Annotated in this window: 8 protein-coding genes; 3 read left to right on the plus strand and 5 right to left on the minus strand. The window is 65.8% G+C overall.

Translation table 11 applies throughout. The features are described 5' to 3' along the window. The 5 genes from KF791_06405 to corA all read right to left on the minus strand — a co-directional run. Positions 1-4,221 (minus strand): CotH kinase family protein (locus tag KF791_06405; GenBank protein ID MBX3732210.1); only part of this gene is annotated, 4,221 nt, incomplete at its 3' end. 354 nt (positions 4,222-4,575) lie between these two features. After that, positions 4,576-6,414, minus strand: a complete 1,839-nt coding sequence (locus KF791_06410) for a glycosyltransferase family 39 protein (protein MBX3732211.1) — start codon at positions 6,412-6,414, stop codon at positions 4,576-4,578. 96 nt (positions 6,415-6,510) lie between these two features. Continuing rightward, the gene (locus tag KF791_06415) at positions 6,511-7,893 is read right to left on the minus strand and encodes a sigma-54-dependent Fis family transcriptional regulator (protein MBX3732212.1); all 1,383 of its coding nucleotides are present in this window, start codon (positions 7,891-7,893) and stop codon (positions 6,511-6,513) included. Between the two features lie 41 nt (positions 7,894-7,934). Continuing rightward, positions 7,935-9,143 (minus strand): PAS domain-containing protein, encoded by a 1,209-nt coding sequence (locus KF791_06420; GenBank protein ID MBX3732213.1) that lies wholly within the window; start codon positions 9,141-9,143, stop codon positions 7,935-7,937. Then, positions 9,134-10,135 carry a magnesium/cobalt transporter CorA gene (corA, locus tag KF791_06425; protein MBX3732214.1) on the minus strand — a complete coding sequence of 334 codons (1,002 nt, stop codon included), beginning with the start codon at positions 10,133-10,135 and terminating at the stop codon, positions 9,134-9,136. The genes KF791_06420 and corA overlap by 10 nt, the downstream gene beginning before the upstream one ends. 238 nt (positions 10,136-10,373) lie before the next feature. On the opposite strand from corA, the gene KF791_06430 reads away from it, so the two are divergent. From KF791_06430 to KF791_06440, 3 genes are all read left to right on the plus strand, one after another. Then, entirely contained in the window at positions 10,374-11,636 is a 1,263-nt protein-coding gene (locus KF791_06430; GenBank protein ID MBX3732215.1) for a DEAD/DEAH box helicase, read from the plus strand. A gap of 163 nt (positions 11,637-11,799) precedes the next feature. After that, positions 11,800-14,829, plus strand: a complete 3,030-nt coding sequence (locus tag KF791_06435; GenBank protein ID MBX3732216.1) for a PSD1 domain-containing protein — start codon at positions 11,800-11,802, stop codon at positions 14,827-14,829. 3 nt (positions 14,830-14,832) lie between these two features. Continuing rightward, the gene (locus KF791_06440; GenBank protein ID MBX3732217.1) at positions 14,833-16,236 is read left to right on the plus strand and encodes a DUF1501 domain-containing protein; all 1,404 of its coding nucleotides are present in this window, start codon (positions 14,833-14,835) and stop codon (positions 16,234-16,236) included. The last annotated feature ends 106 nt before the right edge of the window (positions 16,237-16,342 follow it).

Below are 16,342 nucleotides of genomic sequence, written 5' to 3' on the forward strand. Positions count from 1 at the left end.
ATTCCGGCCAAAGTCAACGATGGAGCTCAACAGCTCATGCCACGAATTCATGGAGGTTGGGAGGCCCCACCGGGCCATGTGTTCCGGCATGTGGGACTCGAACTCATCTTGAAACTCCGTCAACCGCATCTCGACCGGGAGTGGGGCAAACACCGTGTTGAGCAGATCCGAATACCGGGTGATAAAGTCCCGGCGAAACTCCAGATTTGACAGCATGCGTCTCAACAGCAGGGTCGCTTCCGGAGTATTCTTTGCCTCCGGAACGTCGGCCGCCGGGCCAGTGACAACCGTCGAGTTGATGTTCGCGAGGCCTGTATTGAACTGGAGCATGTCACGGTTTGGACCTGCAAAGCTCCTGTAGTTCATGCCTTTGTCCAGATCGCGCAGAAACCATCGCCAGCGGCCGTCCGCAAGCGGGTTCGCAGGATCCACTGTTCGGGAGCGCCAGAAACGGATGTTTGGACCGCCAGGCTGGTCCGTATTCGCAACGTAACTCTGCGCAATGTAGTAATCCCTGAAATCCTCAACATCCATCCGGGACCTGACCCAGTCGTATCGCCCCGGGGCATTCAGATCCTCGGTGGAGAGATAATCAATCAACTCCAGATAATGAGTGTTTGTTCCAGTAACCACGGTGCTGATGGACTCAAGGATGTCCGCCTGCTCCACACCAAACTGGACCCTCAAATAGTTGTCATCATAGCGGTCCCGGAACTGCTGAATCCCCCAGTACTCGCCGTTGATGAACACTATTGCCGAACGATGGTGCTGAATGGAGATATCAGTCACTCCCTTGAGCAGCGACTGCGCAAAGGCGTCGCGGAACGCCACCCCACCCCAGTCTGTGCCTCCCGAGCGCAAAATCAGACGCTCATGGGTGTTGTTGCGATGCCCGGGAAACAAGGGATATGTAATGGCATCCGGTCCATATTGGGAGCGGGCATAAAGCCGGAGCGACTTGAGTCGAGCATTCCTGCTGAACGCGCCATGGATCCGGATGCCAAGTTCTTGATGAAAACCCAAGCTGCCGTTCTCGAAATACTCGATATGCGCCGCCCGTTCCCAAGCGATACCCTCCCGCCGGTAATTGGGAGGAATAAATATTCCGCGCGCCGGATCGAAAAGGGATTCGTAATCCGTCATGATGGACACGAGAGGAAGTTCGTACCGTGAAATCCCGTCCGGATCCACAACGTAGGTACCCGAGGTCGCTTTGCTGGGCACATGATTCACCTTGAATGCCCTCACCCGGAACGTGTTGATCTTGTATGTCTCCGCCTCGGGAGGGCCATCCCATCCCCATTTGCCCGGCGATCCCGGACTTTCATTCGAGGCCGTTGGGATATGCGCCCAAAGGTTGGGTTCGCCTGCCCGGCTCTGGAACAGCACCGGGGCGGCCAGAACCGGAGAGTTCTCGGTGGGTTCGTCCCCGTTGGTGGTGTAGCGCAGCGTGGCTCCGTCATAACCCTCCAGAATGGCACCCACCGGGACCGGCCCGGTGTAATACCCCGGTGTTGCCGTCAGTCGCGGGGCCGGCACCACCCCCACATACCCCGGCCCGGTGTTGGGCGCCCTTGGAGTCGCCGGCTGCAGGTAGCGCAACTCCGCCCCCCCCGCTCCCAGCCGCCCGTAGGAAACATCCCGCGGCAGTGCCGGCACCACCATCTGGTCCACCAAGCCGCCTCCGGGGGCGCTGAGCACCAACGTCTCCCCGTCGGCACTGATCTTGAAGTTGGTGTGCAATACGAGCCTAGTTGACGGCTCCCGCAAATCCTTCCCCGAGGCGAAAACCACCAGATGCTCCCCCCCCAGCATCACCGCCTCGGGAAACACCCACTTGTAGGGCTGGGATGCATTATCGCTCAGGCCGTAGCCGGTCAGTCGCACCGGCACCGAATTCGGATTATATATCTCGATCCAATCCTCTGGCTCTCCCTCGAAGTCCCACAGCGTCTCCACCGTCGCCGACATCGCCTCATTGATCCGCAGCGGTTGGGCTGCGACCAGCGGGATCCATCGCCCATGCACCGTGAGGTTGTCGAAGCGGTGACTTCCGCCCGTGCCGCCGGAACCGGTCTGGAACGTGATCCGGATCCCAAACAGCGGATTGTTGTCCACCGCGGCAATGCCCGAGAAATCGAGTGAAACCACCACCGGGGTGGCGTCCGGCACGGTCACCGTCTGGAACGGCACGTAGGTGACTCCATCCGTGGTGTACGCGATCTGTTGCACCCCGGCCGAAACCCCCACCCGGCGGGTCTCGTACCGCACCTGCACCCCGCGAAATCCCGTCGTCGGCAGCCTCCCCCTCACTGTGTACTGCAGCGGATTGTCCACGCGCAAATGCGTGCGGGCGCCGTCGGTGCCCGGGGCATTGGCTGCGACAAATCCCTGGCCGGATCCCGAGCGGAAGTCCGTGGTTGACGCCGGGGTGATCTCCAGGGTCCCTGGCAACGCCGGGGCGGTGAATGTCGGTGCCAGAAGGCTCGCGGGCACCGCGCTCACATCGTTGAAATTCCAAAAGTGCAGCAGGGTCCAGTGCACCGACGTCACCGTCACGGTGAAGCTCCCCGAATCGCTCAAAGGTGGTTCCCCACCATCCGTGACCTTCACGGTCACCGGGTATTCTCCCGGCCCCTGCGCCTCCGTCGGCGTCCAGCTCAGCAATCCCTGCGGTGTCACGGTCATGCCCTCCGGTCCACTGACCAGTTCAAAACTCAGCGCCTGCGCCGGCAGATCCCCATCGGTTGCTCCCAGGGACAAGATCAGCGGCGTGAGGATCTCCACGCTCTGATCGCCCACCGCCCCCAGCACCGGCGCGGTGTTCCCGGCCTCCACCCGCACCTCCAGACGTCCCAGCGTGCTCAGCGACGGCACAAACCCGTCCCGCACCCGCACCAGAACCCCCTGCGTCGTCCCCGCCAGCTCTGCCGGAGGCGTCCATTCCAGCAGCCCCCCCGCGCTCAGCGCCATTCCCGCCGGCCCCTTCACCAGCTCAAACTGCAGCTCCGATGAGGGACCATCGGCATCCGTCCCCTCCAGAATTACCGCCAGCGCCTCCCCTGCCCACCCGTTCACCAACCCCGGCGGCACCAACTCCGGCCGTGCCCCAACCGCTTCCCCGGGCAGCGTCCGTCCCTCCAGCGTCAGGTTGTCAAAGCGGTTGTTCCCGCCCGTGCCCCCGCCGCCCTGCTCCACGGCGATCCGGATTCCAAAGTGCGGATTGTCCGACACCCCGGCCACCGCACTGAAATCCAGCCGCACCACGGCCGGAGCCGCATCCGCCACCGTCACCGTCTGGAAGGCCTGGTAGTGCTCCCCGTCCGTCGTGTAGCTCACCTCCTGCGTTCCCGCCCCCTGTCCCGACCGGCGCGTCTCATACTGCACCACCACCGAATCCAATCCCGTCGTCGGCAATCCCGCCTTCAACACCGCCCCGACCGGATTGTTCACCCGAAGGTGGGTTCCCGCCCCGGCATCCCCCTGCGCATTGATCCCCGCAAACCCCTGGCCGCTGTCCGCCACAATCGCCGTGGTCGGCCCCGGCTCCACCTCCAGGCCCATGGCCCCCGCCCCCCACTGCGCCTCCAGCAGGCCCTCCACCTCGTTGAAACTCCAATATTGCCGCACCACCCGCTCCCCCACTGGTTCCCCCAAGTCCTCAACCCCGTGGACGGTCAGGTTGTCCAACCGCTGGTTGCCCTCGACGCCCCCGGCACCCTGTTGAAACGTGATTCGAAGTCCAAAGTCCGGATTATCCCGCGCCCCACCAATCCCCGAGAAATCCAGGGTGACCACCGCCGGATTGGCATCCGCAACGACCACCGTTTGAAACTCCGCGTAGTCCGTCCCGTTGGTGGTGTACTCCACCTTTTGAAGCCCCGCACCCTGTCCCGATCGGCGTGTCTCGTACCGAACCGCAACGTCGCGGTATCCCGAAGTCGGCAGCGCCGCCACCACCGTGTAGAGCAGCGGGAAGTTGATCCGCAGGTGGTTTCCAGAGCCGTCCAGGCCGATCGCATTGGCCCCGCTGAAGCCCTGCCCTGTTCCCGCCACGACGTCCGTTGTCGAAGCCGGGGTCACCGTCAGGCTCGCCGGGTGCTCCGCCAAGGTTGAGGAGACGTCCAGCAATCCCGTCCCGTTGAAGTTCCAGTGGTGCAGCAGGGTCGCGGCATGCACGGTGCCCGCCATCCACAGGACCACGAGGCACGCCCATCGCATGAGGGCCCGACTGGGGACTTGGATCGGCTGCTGGGAGAATGCGTGAACGCAAGCGGATGAGGAGAGCATGGCTTCGCCAGATGTTTGGGAATCGCGGCGAAACCGTTGCCACCAACCAGGAATTCACTTCCTGCAGGGGCAAACCAGACAAGGATCCGGCACGCGAAACCCGAGTCTGGTACACACGCGAGTCCCGCTTCTCAAGCGCAAACTCACTCCTGCATTAATAGTTAACCACGCACCAAGTTGCATGCCACCTTCCGGAGGCGACGCCGCAGATTATACGTACACGTATCGGATGGCGTACAATGCGTCGGTATCCGCCATCTTCCGAGCGTACGAGGATCGTTCCGCTCAACGATCGAGCCGGTTCCAGTAGTCGCGGTCCGCGGCGAGGAAGTGACCGTTCACCATGTAGGAACCGCCGAGGATGTTCTTGAGAGGAAATCCGGTGGGAATGGTCTGGTTGAACCGCACGTTCAAGTAGAAGCGGCCCCAGGCAAAATCGGGGTCCGAGATGAACCGCGATTGCATCGGCTGGTCGGCCCAGAACGGCGAGAGATAGACCGCGCGTACGGGGCGCCTCGCCTCGGAGAACACAAAGAAGTCCTCGCGCCGGTTGTTGATGTTCGCCTCGGCGGTGTCCTCAACCCGCAGCGTCGCCCACAGGCAGTCCCGGGGGCCATACCAGGCAACCGCCCACGGAACGTCGCTCATGAAGAGGGTGTCCGGCGGTGTAAAGTTGGCGAACTCGCGGATGACGCCCGGCCGGTACGGCGGGTCCACAAGGGCCACCGAGCGCGGCGGCATGCAGCTGAGCAGAAACGGGATGCTCAGGGCCAGCAGGACCACGTTCAGCGTGAGCGTCCGGAACAGCAGGGCGGGCCACTCGATCTGATCCAGGAGCATCACCACCAATCCGGCGCCAAACACGAAGGCCAGCGGCGCCAGCGTGACCAGCAGGTTTTCCCCGGTGACCGGTCCGAACGCTCCGGTGACGGACGTCCGCACTGCCGCCTGAACCACGGTCAGCAACGCCAGCGACGCCACCACGAACCATCGGATCCGGTTGCGGGTCGGGTCGTGGAACGGCACCAGCAGTCCGACCAGGAAGAAGGCGGCCAGCCAGCTGCCGCCGAGCCGGGGAATCTCGTCGCGCAGGATGGCACCCGTGTTTTGGATCAGTTTGCGAACCGGAGCCAGCCGCTCGTTGGGATCCATCTGGGGGTGCTGCGAACGCTCCAACCGGTCGCCCGGGAACGCCGCGGTGTCCGCCAGCACGGCATAAATCGCCGTGCCGAAGGGATTCCCGCTCAGGCGCCAGGTCCGCACCAGCCACGGGGCCGCCATCATGGCCATCGTCAACACCACGGTGAGGGCCAGCGGGACGCGCCAGCGTCCGCCCCGCCATAGGAAGAACCCGACCACCGGAACCGCCAGCCAGCCAAAGGCGTAACGGGTCATGAAGGCAATGCCGGTCAGCAGCCCCGCCGCAAGGGCAAACCCTTCCAGCCGCCCCCCCCGAGGGGACGGCTGGGAGGCCTCATGATCCAAGCCCACCAGCACGTGGGCCAGCATGAGCACCAAGGCCATCAGCAGAACGGTCGGCAGCCCGGCATTGGCAAACTGCCAGAAGGTCTCCGTGACAAGAGTCGCCCCCGCGGCAAGGAAGCCCACCGTGTTGTCGAACAGCCGGCGTCCCAGGCTCCCGGCCAGCAGGACCACCCCGGCGAGCAGGACGAGATTGGCGGCGCTGATGGCCGTCTCCGCGTAGGGACGGCGAAAGAACGGGTCCGCAGGAAGGCCATAACGGTAGGACTCGGGAAGCGCCCGGAGCACGCCGGCCACCAGGGCAGGGAACACCGGGGGATTCTCGATGTCCGGATGCGGCTGCGTGAGCACGGATCGCGGGTCGCCGCCCGCGGTGACGGCCCTCGACTGGAGGAGGCTCAGGCTGAGCGGACGGAGGAAGCCGGTGACGTAACCCCGGCCCTCGGCGAGGTTTCGCCCGAGCTGCGCCATGTCCATGGCATCCGGGGCGGAAAAATTCCGCGCCTCGCTCACCTGATAGCGGATGCCGAGGAGCAGGACGACCACCAGGGCCACGAGCCGGCGCAGCCAGACCTGGCCCGATCCAACCTCCAGATAGTGGACCAGCGTTTGAATTCCGTGCCGCGGCGGTGGGGGGTTCATCTTGAAGGGGAGCAGCCTGCCCCGGACCGGGCGCCGAGGGAAGGTGTTCCACACCTCCCCGGGGGCCCCCCGATGGGTCCGGCGGACGGCGCGGATTCAATCGGAGGTGAAGCCCTCCAGTGAGAACTCGTGCAGGCGGCGATGCAGGGTTCGGCGGCTGATGCCGAGCTTCTTTGCCGCCAGGGACCGGTTGCCATTCGTCTCCTGCAAGGCGTGGATCAGCAGCTGCCGCTCGGCATCCTTCAGGGTGAGCTTCCCACCCGCCAACTGCTCGCGGGTCCGCTGCTCGGTGTAGTCCGCCTGCGGCATCCGCACCGCTGCGGGGAGGTCCCGGGGGGCGACGAGGGACTCGCGGCAGAGCACGACGGCATGCTCCACCGCCGCCCGCAGCTCCCGCACGTTGCCGGGCCAGTGATAGCGCAGGAGCAGGTTCATGGCGTCGGTGCTGAAGCCCGTCACCGCCTTGCCATTCTCGGAGGCGAACTCCTTCAGGAACGCGCCCGCAAGGGCCGGGATGTCCACGACCCGCTCCCGCAGCGGCGGCAGGGGGATCGGGACCACCGCAAGGCGGTAATAAAGGTCTTCCCGGAACCGCCCCGCCTTCACCAGTGCCTGAAGGTCCTTGTTCGTGGCGGCGATGAGGCGGACGTCGGCGGTGAGCGTCTTGTTGGATCCCAGGCGTTCGTAGGTGCGCTCGCCGAGGAATCTCAGGATCTTCACCTGGGTGGCCGGGTCGAGCTCCCCGATCTCGTCGAGGAAAAGCGTCCCGCCCTGGGCCTGCTCAATGCGGCCGATGCGCCGTTCGTGGGCTCCGGTATAGGCGCCCCGCTCGGCGCCGAACAGCTCGCTCTCCAGCAGCGTGGCCGGAAGTGCCGCGCAGTTGGTGGTGATCATCGGCCCGCGGGCCCGCGGGCTGTTCTGGTGGATCGCCTTGGCCACGAGCTCCTTGCCGGTGCCGCTCTCTCCCGTGATGAGGACCGTGGCCCGGGTCGGCGCAACCGCCCGGAGCGTCTCGAAGACCTGCTGCATCGCCGGCGATTCGCCCAGGATCTGGCTGATCCCAAACTTCTGGTCCAGTCGCTGGTGCAACTGGGTGTTCTCGCTCTCCAGGGTCTGCCGTTTCAGGGCGCGCTGAATGCGCAGCTCCAGTTCGTCAATTTGCAGCCGGCCCTTTGAGATGTAGTCGTCGGCCCCCGCCTTCATCGCCTCCACCGCCAGATCCTCGGAGCCGTAGGCGGTCATCAGGATGCACACCGGCGAACGCGGCAGGGCCTTCGCCCGTCGGATCAACTGGAGCCCGTCGTCTCCCGCCATCCGCAGGTCGGTGAGCAGCACGGCGAAGGCCTCGCGCTCCAGCAGTTGAAGCGCCGACGCGGCGTCCTCGGCGACATAGACATCGAACTTCTCCTCGAGCGCCGCCCGCAAGCCCTCGCGGGTGGGCTTTTCATCGTCAACAATGAGGAGGGTCGGTGAGGTCATGCAGGAGCGGACGCCGAAGTCTGGAAGCGCCGGTTCAAAGATCAAGAGCCCGGAGGACTGTCCCCCGCCGCCGGAAGCGCCAGGGCCCCGCGCCGGAGCCGCGGCAGCCGCAGCTTGAAGGTCGAGCCCCGCCCGGCCGCACTCTCCACATCAATCCGGCCGCCGTGGTCGCGGAGGATGCGCTGGACGGTCATCAGCCCCAGCCCGGAGCCGCGTTCCTTGGTGGTGTAGAACGGCTCGAACAGACGACCCAACTGGTCGGCGGCGATTCCCGCACCCGTGTCGGTCACCGCAATCCACACGTCCTCGGAGGTGCCCCCGGTCGCCAGTGTCAGGGTGCCCCCCCGGGTCATGGCCTGCATGGAGTTCTTCACGAGATTCAGGAGCGCCTGCTTGATCTGCGCCGGATCCATCCGCACCTCCGGCAGGCCCCGGCCGAGGCGGGTGACCACCTCCAGACCCCGGTTTGCCAGCTCGGGACCGAGCAGCGCCATCGTCTGCTGCACCACGTCGTTGACCCGGCCGTCGCGAAACTGGGGCGTCGAGGGACGCATCGCCTGAAGAAAATCCGTCAGGATGTAATCGAGCCGGCCCACCTCCCCCTTGGCCACGTCCAAAAACTCCTGGAGACGGTCTGCCACGCGCTCGGCAGACGGCCCGGCGCCGCTCAGCTTGCGGACCTCGCGCTCCATGAGCTGGAGATGGATGTGGAGTGCGTTGAGCGGATTGCCGATCTCGTGGGCCACGCTGGCCGCCATGAGGGTCAGCGCGTGCCCGCGCTCAGCCTCAACCGCCTCCCGGGTCCGGTGCCGGTGCTCGGTGGCGTCGTGCAGCACGAGCACCACCCCGGCTTCGGGATCGTCCTCGATCGGTGCCGCATAAAGCCGGAGAAACCGCGGACGCGGAAACTGGATCTCCAGCTCGCGACGCACCACGCGGCCGCCGGCGACCGGCCGGAGCAGGGCGGGATCCAACTCGGGCAGCACCTGCTCCAGCGGCCGGCCTGCCGTCCCGTCGGCGGCGACACTCATCAACCGGGCGGCCGCCTGGTTCAGGTACGCCACGTTCCCCACGCGGTCGAGGACCACGATGCCATCCTCAATGGTGTTGAAGAGCGTGCCCAGCATCGCCCGTTCGCGCTGGAGTCGCTGGACGACGCTCTGCACCCCCTCGGGATCCAGCCGGTTGAGCCGGTTGAGGACCTTGTCGAGGAATCCCGACTTGGGACCTGCGGACCGCTTCAGAGCCATTTTTTGCGGCGAAAGTAGAGAAAGGTGAGCACCGTGCTGATGAGCGTGATCAGAATCGCGTACAGGTAGCCGTAGCGCCACTTCAGCTCCGGCATGCTGGCCTCGAAATTCATGCCGTACCAGGTGCCCACCAGCATGAGCGGGGTGGTGATCACGGTGATCATGGTCAGCAGCTTGACCACCTCGCTGGTCTGATTGGACGAGATGTTGAGGTAGATCTGCAGGATGTTCGACAGGGAGTCGGCGTAGTTCTGGGCGAGCTCGCTGATCCGGTAGAGGCCGTCGTAGACGTTGCGGTAGTAGGGCACCAGGTGGGCCCGGACGAGCTTGAACTCGCCCCGCGCGAACCGGGCCATGACTTCGCGCTGCGGGCCGATGATCTGCTTCAGGTGGATCAGCTCCTTTTTGAGGCGCAATATCGTCTCGATCACCGCGGGGTCCGGCTGCCGCAGCACGCTGTCCTCCACCTCCGCGATCTGCAGGCTCAATTGCTCGAGCGCCGGCTTGTAGTTGTCCACCAGCGAGTCCAGCAGGGCATGGGCCACCCGGTCGGGCGCGCGGGCCACATGAACCGTGCTTCGCAAACAGCGTTCCTCCGTTTCCTGAATGCAGCGCAGCGGGACCATGTGATAGGTCACCAGGAAATTGCGTCCGAGGAAGAAGTTGAGTTCCCGCGTGTCAAACAGCCCGTTTTGACGGTTGAAGTCCACGGCATGGATGACCAGGAACAGGTACGGTGCAAACCGGTCGTCCTCCTTCGGTTCGTAGCTCTCGACCTTGGGCGAGGGACTCTCCCCGAGACAGTCCTCAACCGACAGCGGATGGAAGTGGAAGACCCCCTCGAGGACCTGCCGCGCCTCGTCCGGCGACGCCGCCTCGATATCCACCCAGAGGAAGAGATTGGTGTCTGCAAGCAGCGTGGGCATCAGGAACATCTCGATGTCCCGCGAATGAAGCCTCCCGGTGGTGGTGAAGGAAAAGGAGCGGATCATGGCCCGGGAACAGGTTAGGAGAGTGCGACCGGGAAGGAAGCCGGAAGAACAGACCGGAATCGCCTTCCAGTGAGCGCGATCGCGGAACGCGCAGCCCTCCACCGGGCCCCGGGGCGCCATTGCCCGGGAGAGACCGCTCCGTTTGCGGCGACCGCGCCTGGCGTCGGCCGGACCACCAGGCCCGAATTTTGAAAAATCCTCCGTGATTCCGCACCCGGATTCCGCGAGCCTCCCCGAAATGCCTTTCTCCGGGCTGGGACTCGATCCCAGGATCCTTCAGGCCGTCCGAGAGGCCGGCTACACCGAGCCGACCCCGATCCAGTTGGCGGCCATTCCACCGGCGCTCGAGGGCGCCGATCTCATCGGCATCGCCCAAACCGGCACGGGCAAAACGGCGGCGTTCACCCTGCCCATCCTCCATCGCCTGGCCAACGCGGGCCCCGGCCCGGGCCGACCGGGAACGCGAACCCTGATCCTGGCACCCACCCGGGAGCTCGCGGTCCAGATCGAGGAAAACATCCGCATTTACGGCAAGCATCTGCCCTTCCGGACGGCCACGGTCTTCGGCGGGGTGGGCGAGGGACCTCAGAAGGCGGCCTTGAGGTCCGGACGGCCCATCATCGTCGCCTGTCCGGGACGGCTTCTGGACCTGATGGGCCAGGGCTGCGGCCATTTGGGCGACGTGGAACATCTGGTCCTGGACGAAGCGGACCGGATGCTCGACATGGGCTTCCTGCCATCCATCCGCCGCATCCTCGCGGCGCTGCCGAAACGACGTCAGACCCTGCTCTTCTCGGCGACCCTGTCCGCCGAGATCGAACAGATCAGCCGCGAGTTCCAGCATCACCCGCGGAAGATCCAGATCGGGAGGCGATCCAACCCGGCGGAGACGGTGACCCAGTTCGTGTACGAGGTGCCGTCCCACCTCAAGCCGGCGCTGCTGCTCCATCTGCTCCGGGACCCCGGATACAACATGGTGCTGGTGTTCTCCCGGATGAAGCACGGCGCCGATCGGATCGCGCGCCGCCTCGAGCAGGGGGGCATTGCGACCGCCACCCTGCACTCCAACCGCTCCCAGAGCCAGCGGCTGCGGGCCCTTGCCGACTTCAAGTCCGGAGCAGCGCGCGTCCTTGTGGCCACCGACATCGCCGCCCGGGGGATTGATGTGGACGGCATCTCACACGTGGTGAACTACGACTTCCCGATGCACCCGGAGGATTACGTCCACCGGATTGGTCGCACCGGTCGTGCCCTGGCGATCGGGGATGCCGTGAGCTTTGTGACCCCGGAGGATCAGACCGCGCTGCGGCAACTGGAGCGCTTCATCGGCCGCGGCATCGTGCGCAAGCGGGCCGAGGGCTTCGACATCAACCGCCCTCCGGAGCGCCCCACCGACCGCCAACCGCCGCCCCCGCATTCGCAAGGAGCCCGCAGCGCACCCCGGCCGCCATCCCGCAGTCCATCCCGTTTCCAGAGGTTTCGCCCAGGAACCCGGCGATAGCGGGGGATTTCGCGCTCGCCACATCCCCGCAGCCGGGCTACTGCCGATGGGAATGCATCCCGCCCCATGAACGGCTCGCCGTGTTCCCCACGATTCGAAGGGATGTGATTGCACCGATGATCACCAGCGCCCCATTCGGTCCCGAACTTGTGGAGGCCGGCGCATGAACAGCGGTGGCATCCTGCGGTGGTGGACACTTGCGGCCGTCCTTGCAGGCTCCGCCCAGACGGCACCAGATTTTGCCCGGGAAGTGCACCCGATCCTCCAACGCAGTTGCTTCGGCTGCCACGGACCCGAACGGCAAAAGAGCGGGTACCGGCTCGACATCCGGGAGACGGCCCTCAGGGGCGGCGACAGCGGGATCCCCGCCATCGTGGCGCACGCAGCAGATCGCAGCCCGCTGATCCGCTACGTGAGTGGCGACGACGAGGGACATCCGATGCCGCCCGCGAAAAGTGACGTCCCACCGCTGACGCCCGGGGAAGTCGCCACGCTGCGCGCCTGGATTGATGCCGGACCCGCCTGGCCGGAGGAACTGGCCGGCACGCCGCCCAAGACCCCGCCCCACTGGTCCCTGCAACCCCTGATCCGGCCCGACGTTCCGGTTGGCGGCCACAACCCGATTGACGGGTTCATCCGCGCCGCCCTGGCCACCCGCTCCCTGGAGGCCTCGTCTGAAGCCGACCGCCGGACCCTCATCCGGCGGGTCACCTACGATCTCACGGGGCTGCCGCCCAGTCCGGATGCGGTGGACGCCTTCGTTTCGGATCCCGATCCGAAGGCCTACGAAACCCTGGTCAACCGCCTGCTGGCGTCACCCCGGCATGGAGAACACTGGGCGCGTCATTGGCTGGATGCGGTCCACTATGCCGACACCCACGGAAACGACCACGACCACGCGCGACCCAACGCGTGGCCCTATCGCGACTACGTCATCCGCGCGTTCAATGAAGACCGGCCCTACACACGGTTCGTGCAGGAGCAGGTGGCGGGCGATGCGTTGTTCCCCGACGACCCCCAGGCCACGGTGGCCCTGGGATTCCTGGCGGCAGGTCCTTGGGATGACACGCTGATGGTCGGTGTGCGTGAGGACACCTACGATCACCAACTCGCCCGGGTCCTGGATCGTGATGACATGGTGACCACGGTCATGAGCACCTTCCAGAGCCTCACCGTCCATTGCGCCCGGTGTCACCACCACAAGTTCGATCCCGTTTCGCAACGGGAGTATTACGCGCTTCAGGCCGTGTTTGCAGGCGTGGATCGCGCCGATCGTCCGTTCGATACCGACGGCACGATCCATCGGCGACGGCGCGGACTGTTGTCCCGCAAGGCCTCGCTGGAGCGGCGGGACCCGGAGGCGATGCAAGCCCTCGTCGCGCCGGAGACCCGGCGCAAGGTGGCGGCCCTCGGGGAATCCACCGCGAAACGAGAGGCGTCGTGGGAACCGCTCGACGTCCTGAGCGTCACGAGTGCCAGCGGCGCCGAAACCACGTTCGCCTTGCAGCCCGACGGCTCATGGAGGGTGAACGGTGCTCTGCCGGAAAAGGACACCTTCATCATCACCGCCCGGACCCACCGGACGGATATCCGGGCCCTGCGTCTCGAGGCGCTGCCGGATGACTCCCTGCCGGGACGCGGCCCCGGCCGGTATGATCCCGCGGGCAATTTCCATCTGACAGAATTCCGTGCAGAGGCGCTGCCGTCGGGGGACGCCTCCCGGGGGGCGACACGCCTCGCGTTTTCACGGGCCACCGCCGACCACTCCGACCGCGGGGATGTCATCGCCCATGCGATTGATGGCAGGCCCGAAACCTTCTGGAGCATCCATCCCCGCTATGGAGAACCCCACGAGGCGGTCTTCGAGCTGGAGCAACCTCTCGGTTACGAAACCGGAACCACGCTGATTCTCCGGCTGGAGCAGGCGGGGACGTCCGGCCATCAGTTGGGACGGTTCCGCGTGACCTTTTGCACCGGGAACCTTCCCGAGGACCAGCGTCCTCCCTTGCCAGCTTCCCTGGGCGTCCGGTTTCGCAAACCGGAAGCAGAGCGGACGAAGGAAGAGCAACAAGCGCTGGCGCAGCAGGTTCTCCTGGACGAGATCGAGCGGGAACTCGCCACCCTTCCGGCGCCGCAGATGGTGTACGCCGTCACCCGGGATTTTCCGCCCCGGGGCAGCTTCAAGCCTGCGCCAACACCCCGCCCGATTCATCTGCTCCACCGCGGGGATCTGAACCAGCCGGGGGAGCGGGTCGGTCCGGGCGCGCTCTCCTGTGTGCCGGGCCTGCCGGGTGAACTGGCGGTGGCCGAAGGGGCGGAGGAGTCCAACCGCCGGGCCGCGCTGGCCCTCTGGCTGACCGATGGGCGGAACCTCCTGACCTGGCGCAGCATCGTCAACCGGGTCTGGTACCACCACTTCGGCCGCGGCCTGTGCGACACTCCAAACGATTTCGGCCGGATGGGGGGCACTCCAAGTCACCCGGAATTGCTCGACTGGCTGGCGGTCTGGTTTCGCGACGAAGCCCAGGGCTCCCTCAAGGCATTGCATCGGCTCATCGTCACCAGTGACACGTATCGCCAGGGGGCCGCCCACCGTTCCGATGCCGCCGAAGTGGATCCCGACAACCGTCTGCTGTGGCGCATGCATCCGGGCCGACTGACCGCCGAACAGATCCGGGACAGCCTGCTGCAGTTCAGCGGCCAGCTCGATCTGACGACGGGTGGACCGGCCGTGGTGCAGTTCGTGCATCGTGGGAAGGCGACCTTCGAGCCCGACGGCGGCGCGCCCGCGTTCCTCGACTACGACACCTTTCCCCCGGATGCGCCGGAGAATCGCCGGCGCGCCATCTATCGCTTCGTCTTTCGCACCGTTCCCGATCCGCTCATGGATGCCCTCGATGCTCCCGATGGCGGCACGTTGACACCAGTCCGGAGCGTTTCGACCACCGCGCTTCAGGCCCTCGCCCTGCTCAACAATCCGTTCGTCATCCGACAGTGCGAACACCTGGCTGCGCGTCTGACCGGCGTGGACAACGGTCCGGACGAACAGACCGCCGCCGCCTTCCGTCTGATCCTGCAGCGCCCGCCCACCCCGGAGGAACATGCGCGACTGACCGCGTATGCCCGGCAGCACGGCCTTGCCAACGCGTGCCAGATGCTCCTGAACAGCAACGAGTTTCTCCACCTCGACTGAGCGATGCACCCGGCCCACAACCGACGCGCGTTTCTGAACCGGCTGGGCAACGGCCTCGGAGGCATCGCGCTGACCTCGCTCTGGCAACGCGAGGCGGAGGCGGCGACGGAACCGCGGCATCGGCCGGCTGCGAAACGCGTCATCCAGCTCTTCATGAACGGGGGCGCGAGCCAGTGCGACCTCTTTGATTTCAAACCGCAGCTGATCGCCTCTCACGGGAAGCCCTTTGATCCCGGAACCGGGGCACGAGTCGAAGCCAGCATCAGCATCCCGGGCGCGGTGATGAAGAGTCCCTTCGAATGGGCGCAATACGGGGAGTCCGGTCGCTGGGTGAGCAGTGCGCTGCCCCATCTGGCGAAACAGGTGGACCACTTGGCGTTTCTCATGGCGATGCAGTCGGCGTCGAACGTCCATGGACCGGCGGCCTATCTGCAGACCAGCGGCTTTTTGCTGCCGGGATTCCCCTGTGCGGGTGCCTGGATTTCGTACGCGCTGGGCAGCCTCGCCGACAACGTTCCCGCCTTCGTCGTTCTGCCCGATGTGCGCGGCCTGCCGTACAACGGACGCAGCGCGTTCACCTCCGGCTTCCTCCCGGCCAACCACCAGGGAACCGTCATCCAGGCCACCGCGGCGCACCCCATCACCCACCTCCGGCCCCCGGCGGACGCGACACACATCACCCCGGCCAGCCGGGCCGACGGACTGGCCCTGCTCCGCCAGATGAACCTCGGCCATGCCGCCGTGCATCCCGGCGATTCCCGACTCAACGCACGTATCGAAAGCTACGAGCTTGCGGCACGTCTCCAGCTCTCCGCTCCGGAACTGCTCGATCTGACCGGCGAGACGGCCGCCACGAAGCGGCTCTACGGTCTGGACCAACCGGAAACCGCCGACTTCGGACACCGCTGTTTGCTGGCCCGGCGCCTGGTGGAACGTGGCGTTCGCTTCGTCCAGGTGTGGAGCGGACAGGGCGGCGGCTCCGACAACTGGGACAATCATACGAACATCGCCAGCGAACTGAGCGTCGCCGCACGGCGGATGGATCAGCCGGCGGCGGCGTTGCTTATGGATCTTGGGGCGCGGGGCCTGCTGGACGACACGCTGCTGGTCTGGACCACCGAGTTTGGCCGGATGCCCTTCAGTCAGGGCAGCGTGGGTCGCGACCACAATGGCGGAACATTCGTCTCCTGGCTTGCCGGGGCCGGGGTTCGGCCCGGTGTGGCTTACGGCCAGAGCGACGAATGGTCCTGGAAAGCCGTCGAGGGCGTAACCACCGCCCATGATTTTCACGCCACCCTCCTCCACCTCCTCGGACTCGACCACGAACAGCTCACCTGGCGTCACAGCGGCATTGACCGGCGCCTGACCGACGTCCACGGGCAGGTCATCCGCGAGATTCTCGCGTAGACCTCATGGCACATTCCGATCAGCCATTCGCCATTTCCTTGACCAATTTTCCGGGGTTCTTGGCGCAGTCCCGCGGGGAACATCCCTCGACCGGCCGCCAGGTGCA

The organism is Verrucomicrobiia bacterium, assembly GCA_019634635.1.
Lineage (GTDB): Bacteria > Verrucomicrobiota > Verrucomicrobiia > Limisphaerales > UBA9464 > UBA9464.

Coding starts and splice junctions, on each gene's coding strand:
- KF791_06410 (MBX3732211.1), bottom strand. CDS start 6,414: ATGAACCCCCCACCGCCGCGGCACGGAATTCAAACGCTGGTCCACTAT.
- KF791_06415 (MBX3732212.1), bottom strand. CDS start 7,893: ATGACCTCACCGACCCTCCTCATTGTTGACGATGAAAAGCCCACCCGC.
- KF791_06420 (MBX3732213.1), bottom strand. CDS start 9,143: ATGGCTCTGAAGCGGTCCGCAGGTCCCAAGTCGGGATTCCTCGACAAG.
- corA (MBX3732214.1), bottom strand. CDS start 10,135: ATGATCCGCTCCTTTTCCTTCACCACCACCGGGAGGCTTCATTCGCGG.
- KF791_06430 (MBX3732215.1), top strand. CDS start 10,374: ATGCCTTTCTCCGGGCTGGGACTCGATCCCAGGATCCTTCAGGCCGTC.
- KF791_06435 (MBX3732216.1), top strand. CDS start 11,800: ATGAACAGCGGTGGCATCCTGCGGTGGTGGACACTTGCGGCCGTCCTT.
- KF791_06440 (MBX3732217.1), top strand. CDS start 14,833: ATGCACCCGGCCCACAACCGACGCGCGTTTCTGAACCGGCTGGGCAAC.